Annotated in this window: 17 protein-coding genes; 5 read left to right on the top strand and 12 right to left on the bottom strand. The window is 60.5% G+C overall.

The window, feature by feature from the left end; genetic code table 11:
* Positions 1-190 precede the first annotated feature (190 nt).
* Both lon and PPA02S_RS22155 read left to right on the top strand, forming a co-directional pair.
* Complete coding sequence (gene lon / locus PPA02S_RS22160; RefSeq protein WP_028633667.1) at positions 191-2,611, top strand: endopeptidase La; 2,421 nt, start codon at positions 191-193, stop codon at positions 2,609-2,611.
* 101 nt (positions 2,612-2,712) lie between these two features.
* Positions 2,713-3,105: a protease inhibitor I42 family protein gene (locus PPA02S_RS22155; RefSeq protein ID WP_028633668.1), complete on the top strand. Its 393-nt coding sequence runs from the start codon at positions 2,713-2,715 to the stop codon at positions 3,103-3,105.
* Between the two features lie 4 nt (positions 3,106-3,109).
* Here PPA02S_RS22155 and PPA02S_RS22150 read toward each other — a convergent pair whose 3' ends face one another.
* Both PPA02S_RS22150 and PPA02S_RS22145 read right to left on the bottom strand, forming a co-directional pair.
* Complete coding sequence (locus PPA02S_RS22150; protein WP_028633669.1) at positions 3,110-4,045, bottom strand: alpha-xenorhabdolysin family binary toxin subunit B; 936 nt, start codon at positions 4,043-4,045, stop codon at positions 3,110-3,112.
* Between the two features lies 1 nt (position 4,046).
* Positions 4,047-5,222: an alpha-xenorhabdolysin family binary toxin subunit A gene (locus PPA02S_RS22145; protein ID WP_033728030.1), complete on the bottom strand. Its 1,176-nt coding sequence runs from the start codon at positions 5,220-5,222 to the stop codon at positions 4,047-4,049.
* Between the two features lie 227 nt (positions 5,223-5,449).
* Between PPA02S_RS22145 and cmoA the strand changes: the two genes are divergently transcribed.
* The gene (gene cmoA / locus PPA02S_RS22140; RefSeq protein WP_028633671.1) at positions 5,450-6,193 is read left to right on the top strand and encodes a carboxy-S-adenosyl-L-methionine synthase CmoA; all 744 of its coding nucleotides are present in this window, start codon (positions 5,450-5,452) and stop codon (positions 6,191-6,193) included.
* Positions 6,190-7,146 (top strand): tRNA 5-methoxyuridine(34)/uridine 5-oxyacetic acid(34) synthase CmoB, encoded by a 957-nt coding sequence (gene cmoB / locus PPA02S_RS22135; protein WP_028633672.1) that lies wholly within the window; start codon positions 6,190-6,192, stop codon positions 7,144-7,146. Before cmoA ends, cmoB begins: the two co-directional genes overlap by 4 nt.
* 26 nt (positions 7,147-7,172) lie before the next feature.
* On the opposite strand, the gene pdxJ is transcribed toward cmoB, so the two are convergent.
* The 10 genes from pdxJ to rpoE form a co-directional block, all read right to left on the bottom strand.
* A complete protein-coding gene (pdxJ, locus tag PPA02S_RS22130) occupies positions 7,173-7,895 on the bottom strand; it encodes a pyridoxine 5'-phosphate synthase (RefSeq protein ID WP_236407300.1) in 723 nt (240 codons plus the stop codon).
* Positions 7,896-7,955: 60 nt separating this feature from the next.
* The gene (gene recO, locus PPA02S_RS22125) at positions 7,956-8,639 is read right to left on the bottom strand and encodes a DNA repair protein RecO (RefSeq protein WP_028633674.1); all 684 of its coding nucleotides are present in this window, start codon (positions 8,637-8,639) and stop codon (positions 7,956-7,958) included.
* 75 nt (positions 8,640-8,714) lie between these two features.
* Positions 8,715-9,617: a GTPase Era gene (gene era, locus PPA02S_RS22120; RefSeq protein ID WP_028633675.1), complete on the bottom strand. Its 903-nt coding sequence runs from the start codon at positions 9,615-9,617 to the stop codon at positions 8,715-8,717.
* Positions 9,610-10,299, bottom strand: a complete 690-nt coding sequence (gene rnc / locus PPA02S_RS22115) for a ribonuclease III (RefSeq protein ID WP_028633676.1) — start codon at positions 10,297-10,299, stop codon at positions 9,610-9,612. Before rnc ends, era begins: the two co-directional genes overlap by 8 nt.
* A gap of 158 nt (positions 10,300-10,457) precedes the next feature.
* On the bottom strand, positions 10,458-11,312 hold the full coding sequence (gene lepB, locus PPA02S_RS22110) for a signal peptidase I (RefSeq protein WP_028633677.1): 855 nt from the start codon (positions 11,310-11,312) through the stop codon (positions 10,458-10,460).
* 5 nt (positions 11,313-11,317) lie between these two features.
* Positions 11,318-13,117, bottom strand: coding sequence for a translation elongation factor 4 (lepA, locus tag PPA02S_RS22105; RefSeq protein WP_028633678.1), 1,800 nt, complete (start codon positions 13,115-13,117; stop codon positions 11,318-11,320).
* 182 nt (positions 13,118-13,299) lie between these two features.
* A complete protein-coding gene (locus PPA02S_RS22100) occupies positions 13,300-14,682 on the bottom strand; it encodes a DegQ family serine endoprotease (RefSeq protein WP_371262518.1) in 1,383 nt (460 codons plus the stop codon).
* A 217-nt stretch (positions 14,683-14,899) separates the two neighbouring features.
* On the bottom strand, positions 14,900-15,859 hold the full coding sequence (locus PPA02S_RS22095) for a MucB/RseB C-terminal domain-containing protein (RefSeq protein WP_028633680.1): 960 nt from the start codon (positions 15,857-15,859) through the stop codon (positions 14,900-14,902).
* 12 nt (positions 15,860-15,871) lie between these two features.
* Positions 15,872-16,462, bottom strand: coding sequence for a sigma-E factor negative regulatory protein (locus PPA02S_RS22090; protein WP_028633681.1), 591 nt, complete (start codon positions 16,460-16,462; stop codon positions 15,872-15,874).
* Between the two features lie 31 nt (positions 16,463-16,493).
* Positions 16,494-17,075 (bottom strand): RNA polymerase sigma factor RpoE/AlgU, encoded by a 582-nt coding sequence (rpoE, locus tag PPA02S_RS22085; RefSeq protein ID WP_003252049.1) that lies wholly within the window; start codon positions 17,073-17,075, stop codon positions 16,494-16,496.
* A gap of 435 nt (positions 17,076-17,510) precedes the next feature.
* On the opposite strand from rpoE, the gene nadB reads away from it, so the two are divergent.
* Entirely contained in the window at positions 17,511-19,121 is a 1,611-nt protein-coding gene (gene nadB / locus PPA02S_RS22080; protein ID WP_028633682.1) for an L-aspartate oxidase, read from the top strand.
* The last annotated feature ends 62 nt before the right edge of the window (positions 19,122-19,183 follow it).

Genomic DNA, 19,183 nt, shown 5'->3' with positions numbered 1-19,183 from the left:
AGAAGCAAAAGCGGTCGAGTGCTTTCAGTTAGTACACGGATATATTTAAGGTCGCTGTTGCTGCGGATCTTGATTCAGCCCATGCAATCACACAGCCAGCCCCCGCCATCAGGCACCGATCCAGCCAACCGCTTGAAACCCTTGGCCCCCTCCCCCATCTAAGCACCATAGTCATTCACGCAGGTGCCCCATGAGCGACCAGCAGGATCTCCCCGAACACCCCGACGACCACGCTGAAGTCGAACACACCACAGCCCAGCCTGGCACCAGCCACGCCCTGGCCCTGCCCGGCCAGCAACTGCCGGACAAGGTCTATGTGATCCCGATTCACAACCGCCCGTTCTTCCCCGCACAGGTCCTGCCGGTCATCGTCAACGAAGAGCCCTGGGCCGAAACCCTGGACCTGGTGGCCAAGTCGCCTGACCACAGCCTGGCGTTGTTCTTCATGGACACCCCAGCTGAAGACCATCGCCACTTCGACACCAAGGCGCTGCCCGAGTACGGCACGCTGGTCAAGGTGCACCACGCCAGCCGCGAGAACGGCAAACTCCAGTTCGTGGCCCAGGGCCTCACCCGGGTACGCATCCGCACCTGGCTCAAGCACCATCGCCCACCTTATCTGGTGGAGGTGGAGTACCCACGCCAGCCAGCCGACCCCACTGACGAGGTCAAGGCTTACGGCATGGCCCTGATCAATGCGATCAAGGAACTGCTGCCGCTCAACCCGCTTTACAGCGAGGAGCTGAAGAACTACCTCAACCGCTTCAGCCCCAACGACCCTTCGCCGCTCACCGACTTCGCCGCCGCACTCACCTCGGCCACAGGCAGCCAGCTACAGGAAGTGCTTGACTGTGTGCCCATGCTCAAGCGCATGGAGAAGGTCCTGCCCATGCTGCGCAAGGAGGTGGAAGTCGCGCGCCTGCAAAACGAGATCTCCGCCGAGGTCAACCGGCAGATCGGCGAGCACCAGCGCGAGTTCTTCCTCAAGGAACAGCTCAAGGTCATCCAGCAGGAACTGGGCCTGACCAAGGATGACCGCAGCGCCGACCTGGAGCAGTTCGAACAGCGCCTCGAAGGCAAGACGCTGCCAGCCCAGGCTCGCAAACGCATTGATGAAGAGATGGGCAAGCTGGCCATTCTGGAAACCGGCTCGCCTGAATATGCCGTCACCCGCAATTACCTGGACTGGGCCACTGCCCTGCCTTGGGGCGTGTATGGCGACGACAAGCTCGACCTCAAGCATGCCCGCAAGGTGCTCGATGCGCACCACGCCGGCCTGGGTGACATCAAAGAACGTATCCTCGAGTTCCTGGCCGTGGGTGCCTGGAAAGGCGAAATCAGCGGTTCGATCGTGCTGCTGGTGGGCCCGCCCGGGGTTGGCAAGACCAGCATCGGTAAGTCCATCGCCGAATCCTTGGGCCGGCCGTTCTATCGCTTCAGTGTCGGCGGCATGCGTGACGAAGCAGAAATCAAGGGGCACCGGCGCACCTACATCGGCGCACAGCCCGGCAAGCTGGTGCAGGCGCTGAAAGACGTCGAAGTGATGAACCCGGTGATCATGCTCGACGAGATCGACAAGATGGGCCAGAGCTATCAGGGCGACCCAGCCTCGGCCCTGCTGGAAACCCTGGACCCGGAGCAGAACGTCGACTTCCTGGACCATTACCTGGACTTGCGCCTGGACCTTTCGAAGGTGTTGTTCGTGTGTACCGCCAACACCCTCGACTCTATCCCCGGGCCGCTGCTCGACCGTATGGAAGTGATCCGGCTTTCCGGCTACATCACCGAAGAAAAGCTGGCCATCGCCAAGCGTCACCTGTGGCCCAAACAGCTGCAAAAGGCCGGTGTGGCCAAGACCAGCCTGAGCATCAGCGACAGTGCGCTGCGCACGGTGATCGAAGGTTACGCACGAGAGGCCGGCGTGCGGCAGCTGGAAAAACAGCTGGGCAAGCTGGTACGCAAGGCCGTGGTCAAGCTGCTGGAAGACCCCACCGCCAAGCTCAAGATTGGTCCCAAGGACCTGGAAGCTGCGCTGGGCATGCCCGTGTTCCGCAGCGAGCAGGTTCTGGCAGGCAAAGGCGTGATCACAGGGCTTGCCTGGACCAGCATGGGTGGCGCCACCCTGCCGATCGAGGCGACACGCATCCACACCCTCAGCCGTGGGTTCAAGCTCACCGGCAAGCTGGGCGACGTCATGAAGGAGTCTGCCGAAATCGCCTACAGCTATGTCAGTTCCAACCTCAAGCAGTTTGGCGGTGACGCCGGGTTCTTCAACGAGGCATTCATCCACCTGCACGTGCCCGAAGGTGCAACGCCGAAGGATGGACCGAGCGCCGGCATCACCATGGCCAGTGCTCTGCTGTCACTGGCCCGGGACCAAGCACCGAAGAAGGGGGTCGCCATGACAGGCGAGCTGACCCTGACCGGCCAGGTACTGCCCATTGGTGGCGTGCGGGAAAAAGTCATTGCGGCACGCCGGCAGAAGATTCACGAGTTGATCCTGCCCGAGCCCAACCGTGGAGACTTCGAAGAGCTACCGGACTACCTGCGTGAAGGGCTGACCGTGCATTTTGCCAAGCGCTTTGCCGACGTGGCCAAGATACTGTTCTAACACCTTTAAAGGGCTGCTCGCGCAGCCCTTTTACCCACTCGACCGTTCAGTCAATGCAACAATCGGTTATTCTCAGGCCGTCGCCAGTCTCTGGAGCCGCTATGTCCAGCTATCGCCTGCTTGCCCCTGTGGGGCTACTGCTTTTGTCTGCCTGCGCGCAGCACCCTCCCCAGCCCGTCGAGCTCGATGCCGAGAGTGAATGCCCCGTGTACCTGAAGGTGGGCCAAGCCTTGAGCCTGTCCCTGCCCAGCAACCCGTCTACCGGCTACCGATGGCAGGTAGAGTCAGCTGCCCAACCGGCGCTCGAAAGCCTGGGCCCGGAGGTGTACAACGCCCCACAAGAAGAAGACGTGGTGGGCAGCGCCGGCCTTTCGACCTGGCGCTACCAGGCCAGCACCCCGGGCAAAGCCGTTTTACGGCTGGTGTATCAACGGCCTTGGGAAAAACAGGTGCCCCCCGTACAGACTTTCGACTGCAAGGTCGTAGTGCGCTGAGCGTTCAACTGCGGTCATAGGCCTGCTGTACTGCTTTGAGGTAATCGCAGAGGTCGTGAAGCGCCAGCGTTGCAGCTTCCACCGCCATGCCCGCAGTGAGTTTTTCGGCCTGTGCCTGCCAGTGCACTTCAACCTTGCGCAGTTCACCCAGCCACGTCTGCTTCAAGGCTTCAAGGCCAGAAAGCTCGGTGACGGCTTTCAGTTCGGTCTTGGCGTCCTGCAATGCGCGTTGCACCAACTGCAGGTCGTTTGCAGCCTCGTCGATCTTCACCTGCAAGCGTGCATGGGCGTTGCTCAGGTCGTTGAAGGTTCTGCCACCTTCCAACACATCAGCATACTTGGCCAGCTTGGCCGTTACCGACTTGAGCAACCCGGCATCGACCTTCGGGTCCTTGATCAGCCCCATCAGCTGGTCGATTTCCTCATCGCTGGGAATCAGGCCTTTGAAGGCGCTGGCGACCGAGGGCCGTTCGAAAACCTGGATAGCCTGCACCACGGCGGCGCGCTGCTCTCGCAGCGTCACCAGCCTCAGGTCAAACCCGGCCGCTTGCTCCTCCAGGCGCGTGGCGCGTGATTGCAGGTGTGCCAGCGATTCAGGCAGGGCCGACAGCGAGTAAAGCTCCAGCCGCAGGTTGAAGCGAGCCAAGGTCGCATGGTGCTGGTTGAGCCGGGTCAGCACGCTGCCCAGCTTGGAGGGCGCATCCACGGTGCGCGTGGAGGGGACAAAATGCCGACCCTCCAGCAGCACAATACCGCCTATCACGCATTCCTTGAACGAGCGCTCCACCAGCAACAGCAAGTTTCGCAATTCATCAAGCTGTTCCCGCACCCGCGTAAGTACATGGCCGTCCCACGTACTGATCAGCTCGAACATCTGATCCTGCACCTGTTGCATCTTCAGGAAATCAGGCAAGGCGGTTTTCAGGTTGATAACGTCCATGTTAGGCATCCTCATATTCGTCGATCAGTTCATTGAACACTTCCGACAGGGTATGGCAAATGTTGCCGATCTTGGTCCAGGGCTTGATGACTTCTGAAAAATCGTGAACGAACGATTCCAGCTGCGTGATGTTATCCAACGCCTTGGCTTCTTCTACGGAGTTCTTGGCATAGGAGGCCAAATACAACCACACATCGGCTAGGCGCTTGGTGGCGGCGGAAAGGTCCTTGCAGCGGAACTGCAAGTCCCTGACCAGCGTCGAGACCCGCTCGAAATCTTCCATCGCTGGTACCATTTTCCCAAGCCGGCCGGCCAGTTCGTCACGTTCCTCGATCAAGGCATTCTTGCGCTTGCGAATTTTTTCGGCCCTGTCGCCAAACACACCACCAGTGATAATCAAGCCGATGGGGCCCAGTGCAATACCGGTGAAGGCGTACCCGACATTGGCATCGTATTCCGACTTCAACTGCTCGATCTGCTCATCCCATTGATCGAGCTGCTTGCGGCGCTTGATGACGTCGGCGAGAGAGACATTGTCGTCGAAGTGCCTCAACAGCCTTACCATACGGGGCTTCAGCTCACGCTTGATCTCGTTGTTGAACCAGTTGGCCCGCTTGTCGACGTCATCAATGCGCCGACGGGTGTCCTCGATCTCCCGAACGATTTCATTGATACCCACTGCCAGAATGGCGGCGACCTGAGCCCGCTCGTCCTCGCTCAATGAGTGGGTGTAGACATCCTCACCCTGCTCGGCCTTACGCTGTTTGAGTGCGTGGAACACTTCACTGTTTTCTAGGTTGTTCAGCAGGGTGCCACCTCGGTTAACCAGGCTGTCGGCGAATGACTCGATCTCGGGGCCAAGCTGTTTGATGGTTCGCTCCAGGATGTCCCACTCATAGACATGCCGGTGTAACGCCACATAGAGGTCGTAGACCTTGGTGGCATCAAGCCCCAGGCTTGCATAGTCAAAATCACTTTCGATCTCTGCCTGCGTTCGGGGTAACTGATGCACTTGATTGGCATATTGCTTGATGGCCTTGAGGTTCTCAGCGGTCAGCAATGTGCCCACCTGCTGACCACCCTCCAGCCGGTTTTCTATAAAAGCGAAATACTGTGCGGGCAATGTTTTGACGATGGAAATATTATCCATCTGCTCTATGGGTAATTCTTCCTGCATGGCAATACCACCTATCACTCGATGAGGTCCGTGATTAATCATTCATCAGGACATTGAGCGCGGAGTATCAAACTTTCGTGCACGCGCCACATTCATCTGGCTAACTTAGCGGTGTGTGAAACTTCACTGCAGCGGGTATGAACAGCGATCCCCAGAAAGGTTGCCATGGCAAGAAACCTGGCCATTCGATAAAATACGCCCCCGTTTTACCGCGCATCGAGCCCGCCGTGAGCCAACAACCCGACCGCCTCTTCGCCCAGCCCCTGGAGCAGGTACCCGACTTCGTCTTCAACGAAGACGTGGTGCAGGTGTTCCCGGACATGATCAAGCGCTCGGTCCCCGGCTACCCGACCATCGTCGAGAACCTGGGCGTGCTGGCCGCACGCTTCGCCCAGCCCGGCACTGCCCTGTATGACCTTGGCGCCTCGCTGGGGGCAGTCACCCAGGCGCTGCGCCGTCATGTGCGCAGCGACGGCTGCCGGGTGATCGCGGTGGACAATTCTGCCGCCATGGTCGAACGCTGCCGCCAGTACCTCACGGCCCAGGACTCGATGTTCCAGGAACTGTTGCCCGTGAAGGTGCTGGAAGCCGACATACTCACACTGCCGTTCGAGCCTGCATCGGTGGTGGCGCTGAACTTCACGCTGCAGTTCATCGCCCCGGAGCAACGCCTGGACCTGCTGGCGCGTATCCGCCAGTCGCTGCTGCCCGGGGGCGCCCTGATCCTGTCCGAAAAGCTCTGTTTCGCCGATGCCGAGCAACAGCGCCTACTTAACGACCTGCACCTGGACTTCAAACGTGCCAACGGCTACAGCGAACTGGAAATCGCCCAGAAGCGCAGTGCCATTGAAAACGTGATGCGCCCGGACACGCTGGATACCCACCGCGAGCGCCTGCTGGCGGCCGGTTTTTCCAAGGTGGTGCCGTGGTTCCAATGCCTCAATTTTGCCTCGTTGATAGCCCTGCCATGATTGATCTTTCCCCCCTGGTCCGCCGCCTGGCGAGCACGCCCCTGGCTAGCTGGTCGCAAGGCCTGCAAGCGCAACTGGATGCAAAACTGGAAAAAGGCCACGGTGACCTGGACCGCTGGCGGGGCGCACTCGACGCCCTGCCTGCCCTGCAGGCCAGCGAGGTCGACCTGGTCAATGGCTTGCGCCTGGATTGCGCCTGCGATGACGCCAGCCGCGTGCAGATGCGCCAGGCCCTGATGGGGCTTTCACCCTGGCGCAAGGGGCCTTTCGACCTGTTCGGCGTGCATGTGGACACTGAATGGCGCTCGGATTGGAAGTGGTCAAGGGTGGGCCCGCACCTGAACCTGAAGGGCAAGCGCGTGCTCGATGTGGGCTGCGGTAATGGTTATTACCAATGGCGTATGCTGGGCGCGGGGGCCGACCTGGTGGTGGGTGTCGACCCCAACTGGCTGTTCTTCTGCCAGTTCCAGGCCGTGCAGCGCTACCTGCCAGAGCTGCCCGCCTGGCACCTGCCGTTCGCACTGGAAGACCTTCCGGCCAACCTGGAGGGGTTCGATACGGTCTTCTCCATGGGTGTGTTCTACCACCGCCGCTCGCCCATCGAGCACCTGCTGGCACTCAAGGATTGCCTGGTCAAAGGGGGCGAACTGGTGCTGGAAACCTTGGTGATCGAGGGTGACGAACAGCAGGTGCTGGTGCCAGAAGACCGCTACGCACAGATGCGCAACGTGTGGTACCTGCCGTCGGTACCGGCGTTGGCGCGCTGGTTGCGGCGCGCCGGTTTCAGCGATGTGCGCTGCGTCGACGTGAGCGTCACGAGTGTGGAGGAACAGCGCAGCACCGAGTGGATGCGCTACCAGTCGCTCAGCGACTTCCTCGACCCTGACGACCATGGCAAGACCGTGGAAGGGCTGCCAGCGCCACGCCGGGCAACCCTGCTGGCGCGTAAGTGAATTGCCCGGCAGGCCGCAACTGATGGTTAGCGTGATGCAGCAAGAATCAGCGCTTTCATTTCCGCAACCGCAGCCTTGAACCCAACGAACAGGGCATGAGCCACCAAGGCATGGCCAATGTTCAGTTCGTTGATACCCTTGATCGCAGCGATGGCTTCGACATTGTGGTAATGCAACCCGTGGCCGGCATTTACGATCAGGCCCTGGTCAATACCGAATGCGGCCCCCTGCACAATACGCTCAAGCTCCTGAGCCACCTCGGTGGGGGTGTGGGCATCGGCATAACGACCGGTGTGCAACTCGATGGCAGGGGCGCCGACCCGGCGCGAAGCTTCAATCTGCCGCTCGTCAGCATCGATGAACAACGACACTTCTGCCCCTGTGCGGGCCAGGCGCTCGACTGCGGCCTTGATACGCGCTTCCTGCCCGGCCACGTCCAGGCCACCCTCGGTGGTGAGTTCCTGACGCGTCTCGGGCACCAGGCAGATGTGGGCGGGGCGGAGTTTTTCGGCGAACGCCATCATCTCTTCGGTAACGCCCATCTCGAAGTTCATGCGCGTCTGCAGCACGTCCTTGAGCAGCAGCACATCGCGCTCCTGAATGTGGCGGCGGTCTTCTCGCAAGTGCACGGTGATGCCATCGGCGCCTGCTTCCTCGGCATCCAGGGCTGCCTTGACCGGGTCAGGGTAGCGCGTGCCTCGGGCCTGACGCAGGGTTGCCACGTGGTCGATGTTGACGCCGAGAAGCATGCGGTTGCTGTGAGTCACGAAACGCTCTCCTAAGTTTGAGCGCTACAGCATACGTCGTGATCAGCGCTTGCGAAACAGTTCACGGCTAACCAGCGGCCTTGCCCCCAGGTGAACCGCCAGCGCCTGACGCATCAGGCGCTTGGCAGCCAGCAGTGCACCGGGTACATCCCAGTCAGCCTCGGCCAACGCCAGTAATTCGGCGCCGCCAAACAGGCCAGGTTGTACCAGCTCCACCCGCTCCAGGCCCGCATCCACCCGCAGGCGGTAACGGCCCTCGGCAGCAATAGGCTGGTCATTGACGTCGTTTTGCAGCGAGAAGGCATAGCCCAGCTCATCCAACAGCCGCCACTCAAATGCCCGTAGCAGCGGTTCCAGCGCGCGCCCGGCCATCAGTGCCTGCAGGGTCTGGGCATAGTGGTCGAACAGTTCGGGGGACGGCGCCTCGGCCGGTAGCAGGCGCATGAGCAGCTCGTTGAGGTACAAACCGCTGAATACCGCATCGCCATGCAGCCAGAGCGCAGTGCCGGCACATTCCAGCCGGCCGACGGTCTTGAGTTCACCCCGCCCGCGCAACTCGACCTCCAGGGGGACGAAGGGGCGCACCAGGCTGCCACCCTTACCCCGTGCACGGCGCAGAACCGCACGTACGCGACCTTGCGGGGTATAGAAGTCCACCAGCGCACTGGTTTCCTTGTAGGCCCGGCTGTGCAGCACGTAGGCAGGCTGCCCGACTGGTTGATCCATGGAGGGTCACTTGCTCGAGGTTTCGAGCCCTAGGGAAGCGGCTAGGCCGTGGGGCCAGCCGCTAATGCAACAGCGTCAGAGGTCGCCGTAACCCAGCGAGCGCAAGGCACGTTCATCGTCAGACCAGCCGCCCTTCACCTTGACCCACAGGTTGAGCATGACCTTGGCGTCGAACAGCACTTCCATGTCCTTGCGTGCGTCGGAGCCGATGCGCTTGATACGCTCGCCCTTGTCGCCAATGATGATCTTCTTCTGGCCATCGCGCTCGACCAGGATCAGCGCATGGATGTGCAGCACGTGGCCCTGCTGCTTGAATTCCTCGATCTCGACCGTGATCTGATAGGGCAATTCTGCACCCAGCTGACGCATGATTTTCTCGCGCACCAGTTCAGCGGCCAGGAACCGGCTGCTGCGGTCAGTGATCTGGTCTTCCGGGAAGAAATGCTCGTTTTCCGGCAGGTGCTTGGCGATCAACGCCTCCAGCGACTCGAGGTTATGCCCTTGCTGCGCAGAAATAGGCACGATCTCGGCATTCGGCAATTGCGTCTGCAGCCATTGCAGGTGCGGGATCAGCTCGGCCTTCTCGTCCATGCGGTCGGTCTTGTTGACCGCCAGGATGACCGGCCCGGTCACGTACTGCACGCGCTCGAGCACCAATTGGTCTTCGTCTGTCCAACGGGTACGGTCCACTACGAAGATCACCACATCGACATCCTTCAGGGCGGCCGAGGCGTTGCGGTTCATGTAGCGGTTCAAGGCTTTATCATTGGCCTTGTGCATGCCGGGGGTATCGACGTAAATGGCCTGCACATCACCCTCGGTCTTGATGCCGAGCATGTTGTGGCGTGTGGTCTGCGGCTTGCGCGAGGTAATGGCCAGCTTCTGACCCAGGATGTGGTTGAGTAGCGTCGACTTGCCGACGTTCGGCCGGCCAACGATGGCGACGTAGCCGCAACGGGTCGGGGTGTTCTCAGTCATTGCCATTCTCCACGCCCAGGGCGATCAGTGCGGACGCGGCAGCGACTTGCTCGGCGATACGCCGGCTGACGCCCTGACCACGGCTCTTGTTGTTCAGCAGCACCACTTCGCATTCGACGAAGAAGGTACGGCAATGGGGTTCGCCCTGGATATCCACCACTTCATAACGCGGCAGCTCACAGCTACGCGACTGCAGGAACTCTTGCAGGCGGGTTTTCGGGTCTTTGTTGGTGTCGACCAGCGTCAGGCCTTCGAATTCGTTGGCCAGCCACGCCAGCACACGCTCGCGGGCGGTTTCCATGTCGGCATCCAGGTAGATGGCGCCAATCAGGGCTTCCAAGGCATCGGCCAGGATCGATTCCCGGCGAAAGCCGCCGCTCTTGAGCTCACCCGAGCCCAGGCGCAGGTATTCGCCCAAGTCAAAACCACGAGCCAGGCGGGCCAGGGTTTCACCCTTGACCAACCGTGCCCGCAGGCGCGACAGCTGGCCCTCGCGGGCCTGCGGGAAGCGCTCGTACAGAGCCTCGCCCGCAACAAAATTAAGAATGGCGTCGCCTAGAAACTCCAGGCGCTCATTGTTGCGCCCGGCGTAGCTGCGGTGGGTCAAGGCCAGGAGCATCTGGTCCTGGTCCTTGAAGGTGTAACCGAGCTTTCGCTCCAGATGGGCAAGGGAAGCACTCATGCGACCACCCGATCGTTGTTAAACGCGTTGTTCAAATCAACATCCTGAAAGACTGTTTGGCTGTGGCGGCCGCGACGTGCGGCGAATCTCCCATCCCTGAGACACAGCCTATGTCAGAAATGCATTCGGCGCTGTCTGCAGGACAGCGCCGAAGAGTATCAATGGATCAGGCCGACCCGCGAAAGGTTGGGCAGGTGGCTGAGTTTCGGCTCTGGCCAGCTCATCCAGACGGCAAAGGCCTTGCCGACAATGTTGCGGTCCGGAACCATGCCGTGTAGCTCTTTGGGAATATTCGGGTCATCCCAGTAGCGGCTGTCGTTGGAGTTGTCGCGGTTGTCGCCCATCATGAAGTAATGGCCTGCCGGCACGGTCCATTGCTGGTCGGGTGGCATGCGATAACGGCTCATCTCCTTGCGGATCAGGTGCTCGGCAGCACCGAGTTTTTCCTTGTACAGCTCTGCGCTACCCAGGGTACCCGGCTCGGTGCCCACCAGTTGCTCGGCAATGGGCTGGCCATTGACGAACAGACGCTTGTCGTCGGTGTAGCGGATCTGGTCACCTGGCAGGCCAACCACACGCTTGATGTAGTTGACATTCGGATCGCTCGGGTAGCGGAACACCATGACATCGCCCCGCTGGGGGTCACCGATTTCGATCACCTTCTTGTCGATCACCGGCAGGCGAATGCCGTAGGAGAACTTGTTCACCAGGATGAAGTCGCCCACTTCCAAGGTCGGCTTCATCGACCCCGAAGGGATCTGGAACGGCTCAACCAGAAACGAGCGCAGCACCAGCACGATGAACAACACCGGGAAGAACGACTTGCCGTACTCGACCAGCAACGGCTCCTTGTTCAGGCGCTCTACCACCGCTACTTCCGGCTGGCTTACGCTGCCCTGATAGTTGGCGATGGCTGCACGACGCCTCGGCGCCAGGAACAGCAGGTCGATCAAGCCAAGCAGACCGCATACGAAAACGGCGATGACGAGCAACAGCGGGAAATTTAGCGACATAGGACCTAGCTATCCAACCTGAGCACGGCGAGGAAGGCTTCTTGTGGAATCTCCACGTTGCCCACCTGTTTCATGCGTTTCTTACCGGCCTTCTGCTTCTCCAGCAGCTTTTTCTTACGGCTAACGTCGCCACCGTAACATTTGGCCAGTACGTTCTTTCTGAGTGCCTTGACAGTGGTCCGGGCAATGATCTGGCCGCCAATGGCTGCCTGGATCGCCACATCGAACATCTGCCGAGGAATCAGCTCCTTCATCTTCTCGGTCAGCGCACGGCCTTTGTAGGCTGCGTTGTCGCGGTGCACGATCAATGCCAGGGCGTCGACCTTGTCACCGTTGATCAACACATCCAGCTTGACCAGGTTGGCCGACTGATAGCGATCAAAATGATAATCCAGCGAAGCATAGCCGCGGCTGGTGGATTTGAGGCGGTCGAAGAAGTCCAGCACCACCTCGTTCATTGGCATATCGTAGCGCACCTGCACCTGGCTACCGAGGAACTGCATGTCACGCTGCACGCCGCGCTTTTCGATGCACAGCGTGATCACGTTACCCAGGTGTTCCTGAGGCACCAGAATAGTCGCGGTGACGATCGGCTCACGGAAGTCCGTAACGGCAGAGACGTCCGGAAGCTTCGACGGGTTGTCGACCACGATGGTTTCACCGGTTTTCAGTTCCAGCTCGTAAATTACGCTGGGCGCCGTGGTGATCAGGTCCAGGTCGTACTCGCGCTCCAGGCGTTCCTGAATGATCTCCATGTGCAGCATGCCCAGGAAGCCACAGCGGAAACCGAAGCCCAGTGCATCGGAGCTTTCCGGCATGTACTGCAGCGACGAGTCGTTCAGCGTGAGTTTCTGCAACGCGTCGCGGAAATCTTCGAAGTCATCGGAGCTGACCGGGAACAGGCCGGCGTAGACCTGCGGTTGAATTTTCTTGAAGCCTGGCAGCACCTGCACTTCAGGCGTGGAGGACAGCGTCAGGGTGTCGCCCACTGGCGCACCGTGAATGTCCTTGATGCTGGCGATGATGAAGCCTACCTCGCCCGCCTTCAGGTCGGCGGTCTGGGTGTGTTTCGGGGTGAACACACCGACGCTGTCGACCAGGTGCAGCTTGCCGGTGGACTTGACCAGGATCTTGTCGCCTTTCTTGACGCGGCCATGGCGCACACGCACCAGCGAGACCACGCCCAGGTAGTTGTCGAACCAGGAATCGATGATCAGCGCCTGCAACGGCGCGTCGATGTCGCCCTCGGGTGCCGGGATGGTATGCACCAGGCGCTCGAGCACTTCATCCACGCCCATGCCGCTCTTGGCACTGCAGGCCACGGCGTCGGTAGCATCGATGCCGATGATCTTCTCGATCTCGTCCTTCACCCTGTCCGGGTCGGCCTGGGGCAGGTCCATCTTGTTCAGCACCGGCATGACCTCAAGGCCTTGCTCGATGGCGGTGTAGCAGTTGGCAACGGACTGGGCCTCGACACCCTGGCCCGCGTCGACCACCAGCAAGGCACCTTCACAGGCTGCCAGCGAACGCGACACCTCGTAGGTGAAGTCGACGTGGCCGGGGGTGTCGATGAAGTTGAGCTGGTAGACCTTACCGTCCTGGGCCTTGTAGTTGAGCGTAACGCTGTGGGCCTTGATGGTGATGCCGCGCTCGCGCTCCAAGTCCATGGAATCGAGGACCTGGGCTTCCATTTCGCGCGCGGTAAGGCCACCGCACATCTGAATGAAACGGTCGGCCAGCGTCGACTTGCCATGGTCGATGTGGGCGATGATGGAGAAATTGCGGATATGACTCAAATCACTCACAGGTCAACACTCGAAAAGGCTGCGAGCCGGACGCCCGCCGAAAAATAGCCGGCAATTGTACCTTAAGCAGCTGGCAGATGGGAGATTCCTCTGCCCAACCGTCGGCGGCATCCGCCAGCCCAATTGTGAACATTCATGAAAAAGGGCAGCCATCGCTGCCCTTCTTCGCCTGTCAAAACACCTTATTCAGCGAGCTTGAAGGTGATGAAGCTGGCGCGACCCTGACGCAGCACCCGCATCGACACCGAACGGTTTTTCGGCAGTTCCTTGGCGATCTGCGTGAACTCCTTGGCCGAACCGATGGCCTGGTTGTTCAGGTGGCTGATGACATCACCCGGACGCAGGCCAATCATGGCTGCCGGGCCATCCTGCACTTCCTTGATAACCACGCCGCCCTTGAGCTCCAGGGACTTCTTCTGCTCGGCGGTCAAGTCCGCCACGGCAACACCCAGGCGGTTGCTGCTGCGCTCCACGCTGGTGTCGCTGCCAGGGGCGATATCGGCATCGTCATCCGGCAGTGCACCCACGCTGATATCCAGGGTCTGGCGCTTGCCATTGCGGATGATGTCCAGTTTTGCCTTTTCGCCGTCTTTCAGGCCACCGACCAAATGCGGCAGGTCGGCAGACATGACAATCGGCTGACCATTCATGCTGAGGATCACATCACCTACCTGCAGGCCACCCTTGGCTGCCGGGCCGTTTTCGAGAACCTGGGCCACCAGGGCACCGGCGGGTTTTTCCAGGCCGAACGACTCGGCCAGGTCCTTATTGACCTCCTGGATAACCACACCCAGCCAGCCACGGCTGACCTTGCCGTCTTTTTTCAGCTGGTTGGACACGTCGATGGCCACGTCGATCGGGATGGCGAACGACAGGCCCATGAAACCACCGGAACGGGTGAAGATCTGCGAGTTGATACCCACCACCTCACCTTTCATGTTGAACAGCGGGCCACCCGAGTTACCCGGGTTGATGGCCACGTCGGTCTGAATGAACGGCACGTAGGTATCATTGGGCAAGGTCCGGCCTTTGGCGCTGACGATGCCTTTGGTGACCGAGTGATCGAAGCCGAACGGCGAACCGATGGCCAGCACCCACTCACCGACCTTCAGCTTTTCGGAATCCCCCAGCTTGACGGTCGGCAGGTTCTTGCCTTCGACCTTGAGCAGGGCTACGTCGGTACGCGGGTCGGTACCTACCAGCTTGGCTTGCAGTTCACTGCGGTCAGACAGGCGCACGATGATTTCATCGGCATCGGCCACAACGTGGTTATTGGTCAGCACATAACCGTCGCTGGAAATGATGAAGCCCGAACCGAGCGACTGCGCCTCGCGCTGGCGATCGCCACGCGGGGAGCGCGGCTGCTGGGGCATGTTGCGCTCGAAGAACTCGCGGAACATCGGCGGCAGGCCTTCGAGGTCAGGCATCTGCCCAGCGGCAATGCGGCGGTCCGGAAGCTTCTGCTTAGTACTGATGTTGACTACAGCCGGCGAAGCCTGTTCGACCAGCGTGGTGAAGTCCGGCAGGGCTTCCTCGGCCTGGGCGGTCAGCACCTGGCCGAGCATCAGCACAGCAGCGAACAGCGATAGATAGGATTTCAAGCGTGGTATTGACATACGGCTCCCGTCACAACGAGCGGTAGTTTAGAAAGGCCCCTGCACGACGCAGCAAAAGGTCAGGCTCCCAGAAGCCTGACCTATAAAAAATTTGCCGACGGATTGCAAATGACAATGCGTTAATTTCGTTTCAAAAGCCTGCACAGCGTGCGTGCAGTGCCCGCCGTCATTGACTGGCCTGGGCATCCTGCGGCCGCATCGACAATGCCACGCGCTCTGCTGTACCCAGGGGTATTTCCCCTACTACGGTTACCATCACCTTGCCCTTGGGCGTGTTCAGACGACGCGACACCGCTGAGGTCGGGCCCAACTGGGTACGAACATCGGCACCGCCTTCGTCCTTCACAGGCTCAAGGAACACCGAAAACCTGGCCAGGCCGTCGTCATACATCAGGGTACTCACCGTGCTGCCCTTTCCTGGCTCGCGACGAACGGCGCTGTTGATCAGCTCGAACCCAGGCGGCAGCCAGTCTGAGCGCCAGCCAGACACAGGGCTGCCCGCTGGCGCGGCGGCCGCAACGGGCTTGCACGAAGCGCTGGGGTGCAAATCGCTATCAGAAGGCACCTTGGGCTCAAGGCGTGTCATCTGGAAGCGCTCCAGCAGTTGGCCTTTCTCGTTGAGCATCAGCGAGCGAAGCGGCAACCCGGTCTGGCGATCCAGATTCAGTTCAAAGCCGTAGCGGTGCTGGTCGCGTGGCGTTAGGGTGACAACCACAGCATCACGCCCAGCAACCCGAGACTTGCCTGACATGGCCAGGTCATACCAGCCCATCAGTTTCAAAGGGTCCAGCACGCGCGGAGCAGTGTCGGGCGGCGCCGTCACATCACTGGCAAGGCCGCCACCTACACACTGAACCTTGCCGTCGACGCGCACGATTTCCTGGGCGGTGCCGTCGAGCTGCAGCAGCCGCTCGCTGACGTTGCCACCTTGGACCTTGTGCCAGATATCGTGGGAAGAGAAGCTACCGTTGCGTTCGTAGACAAATGAGCCCTGATAGCTCTGGGTTTGCTCGGCTTGTGCCAGCTTGGTAAGCCACTCGTTCGCCTCGGGCGACGAGTTGGCTGCCAACGCTGGCACCGCCATGCAGCTGCCGACCAGCAGCGACAGAAGGGGTAGCGCGCGCATGGTCCTCCCTACTTAACGGTTTTCCAGGCTGGCTGCGCGAGCGTAAGGCAATGCGGTTTCAGTCCCCTTCAGGGCGGACTCCTGAGCGTGCTGGCGCAGGTAACCCGGTAGGCGCTGATCCCAGCCAGCCTGGTTCTGCAACACACCGTTGGCCATCGGGCCGGTAGCCTGCTCGCTGCTTTCACTATAGCCAGCCAGCACTGCCGGGCCCTGAGCCTGCGGAACAGTTACGCCTTGCTGGGCAGGTTGCTGGGCAGCCAGTTCGGCACCGGTGATGTCGTCCTGGTTGTACATGCGCACACCTGCCAGTACAGCCAGGGTGACGGAGGCTGCAACAGCCAGACGGCCGACAGTACGCCATGGGCCTTGCTTGACCTTGACCGGCACGGCTTCATCAGCCAGTGCTGCGGACACGGCCGAGGCGATGTCCAGGTTAGGCAGCAACAATTCCTTGTGCATGGCTGCGCGGGCAACCTGGTAGCGCGACCAGGTGGCACGGGTTTCGGCTTCGTCGGCGGCGTTCAACACCCGACGCAGTTCCAGTTCATCCGCTTCGTTATCCATCACCGCGGACAGCGATTCCTGCAAAGCTTCACGACTCATGGCGGTTCCTCTCTTGGCTGTAGCCGCTGTCTCAGGTTTCCTGCAACAAAGGCTGCAGGGCTTTATCTATGGCCTCCCGAGCGCGGAAAATCCGAGAGCGCACGGTACCCACCGGACATTGCATGACACTGGCAATGTCTTCGTAACTCAGGCCGTCGAACTCACGCAGGGTCAATGCCGTACGCAGGTCCTCCGGGAGCTGCTGGATGGTCCGATGGACGGTGCCTTCGATTTCATCCCGCAACAACGAGCGCTCTGGAGACTCAAGATCCTTGAGGCCATGATCGCCATCGTAAAACTCCGCATCCTCGGAGCTCACATCACTGTCTGGTGGCCGCCTACCGCGTGACACCAGGTAATTTTTCGCCGTGTTGATGGCGATGCGGTACAGCCACGTATAGAACGCACTGTCACCGCGAAAGTTGCCAAGCGCACGGTACGCCTTGATAAACGCTTCCTGTGCAACATCCTGGGCTTCGTGGGTGTCGTGGACAAACCGCACGATCAACCCGAGAATCTTGTGCTGATACTTCAGCACCAACAGATCGAAAGCTCGCCTGTCACCACGCTGCACACGCTCGACAAGCTGCTGATCCTCTTCCTGGGTTAGCATGAACACTCCTCGGTAAACTCGAAGGAGCGCTGCAATGGCCATCGCTCAGGCTTGCAACCATAGACTCGGGCTTTGCGCAAAAGTTCTCCCCTCCAAGCAAGTTTCCTGCAGCCCTTGATCGGCGTGCACGGAAGACGTAGCACGGAACTGACCGGCAACGTCGATAATCAGGTTACGAATACGCAGGTGTGAGCCCATTGGGAGCTACCGCCCTGCGTCGCCGCGGCAAATTGTTGGCGTGCAGGCAGCCTTCATAGGATTTCCGGCAAAGCCGGAAAGTTCCCACAAAGGTTGCCGCTACCTGGCAAGTGGCATGGAAATTGGCTACCTGAGGCTGCTATAAAGGCAACCCGGCCAGGTTCACGATAGTTTCACAATGCCATCGGCGCGTGACTATTGTGCCGCGCCCTTCCAGAAGATTACTAGTGTCCCGACATGAGCCAACAATTCCAACATGATGTCCTGGTGATCGGCAGCGGCGCTGCGGGTCTCAGCCTGGCACTGAACCTGCCCGGCAACCTACGCGTTGCCGTGCTCAGCAAGGGCGACCTGGCCAATGGCTCGACCTTCTGGGCCCAGGGTGGTGTAGCAGCGGTACTGGACGACACCGACACCGTACAGTCCCACGTCGAAGACACGCTCAATGCCGGCGGCGGCCTGTGCAATGAAGCGGCCGTGCGTTTTACCGTCGAACACAGCCGCGAAGCCATCGAATGGCTGATCGAACAGGGCGTGCCGTTCACCCGGGACGACCACCATGGCGTCGACGACGGTGGCTTCGAGTTCCACCTTACCCGCGAGGGCGGCCACAGCCACCGGCGTATCATCCACGCCGCAGACGCCACGGGTGCCGCCATCTTCACCACCCTGCTCGCGCAAGCCAGGCAGCGCCCCAACATCGAGTTGCTAGAGCAGCGCGTAGCGGTAGACCTGATCACAGAGCGGCGCCTGGGCCTTGCCGGCGAGCGTTGCCTGGGGGTCTATGTACTGGATCGCAACACGGGCCAGGTCGACACCTACGGCGCCCGGTTCACGGTGCTTGCGACAGGCGGTGCAGCCAAGGTTTATCTCTACACCAGCAACCCGGACGGTGCATGCGGCGACGGCATCGCGATGGCCTGGCGTGCAGGCTGCCGGGTGGCGAACCTGGAGTTCAACCAGTTCCACCCGACCTGCCTCTACCACCCGCAGGCCAAGAGCTTTCTGATAACCGAGGCGCTGCGTGGAGAAGGCGCCCTGCTGCGCCTGCCCAACGGGGAGCGCTTCATGCCTCGGTTCGACCCGCGTGAGGAACTGGCACCGCGGGACATCGTGGCCAGGGCAATCGACCACGAGATGAAGCGCCTTGGCGTGGACTGCGTGTACCTGGACATCACGCACAAGCCTGCGGAGTTCATCAAGAGCCATTTCCCGACGGTATACGAGCGCTGCCTGGGCTTTGGTATCGACATCACGCGTCAACCCATCCCGGTGGTGCCGGCGGCACATTACACCTGTGGCGGGGTGATGGTGGATGAGCGTGGCCATACGGATGTGCCGGGGCTTTATGCCATTGGCGAAACGAGCTTTACCGGGCTGCATGGCGCCAATCGCATGGCCAGCAATTCGCTGCTGGAATGCTTCGTCTATGGCCGCGCGGCGGCAGCGGACATTCAGGCGCACCTGGAAGCGGTGCCCATGCCGGTGGCATTACCGGGGTGGGACGCGAGCCAGGTGACGGATTCGGACGAGGACGTGATCATTGCGCATAACTGGGACGAGTTACGGCGGTTCATGTGGGACTACGTGGGGATCGTACGGACCAGCAAACGGTTGCAGCGGGCCCAGCATCGGGTACGGCTGCTACTGGATGAGATTGACGAGTTCTACAGTAATTACCGGGTGAGCAGGGATTTGATAGAACTGCGGAACTTGGCGCAGGTGGCGGAGTTGATGATTTTATCGGCGATGCGGCGGAAGGAGAGTCGGGGATTGCATTATACGTTGGATTATCCTGGGGTATTGGGGGAGGCCAAGGATACTGTGCTGAGTCCCGGGGAAGTTTGAATCAGATTAGTTGCGTCTCAAGCGGAATAACCTTCTTTAGCGCAGGTGGCGCTTAGTCACCT

Origin of the sequence: Pseudomonas parafulva NBRC 16636 = DSM 17004 (genome assembly GCF_000730645.1) — a bacterium.
In the GTDB taxonomy this organism is placed as follows: Bacteria; Pseudomonadota; Gammaproteobacteria; order Pseudomonadales; family Pseudomonadaceae; genus Aquipseudomonas; species Aquipseudomonas parafulva.
This window is presented reverse-complemented; position numbering and strand designations above follow the sequence as displayed.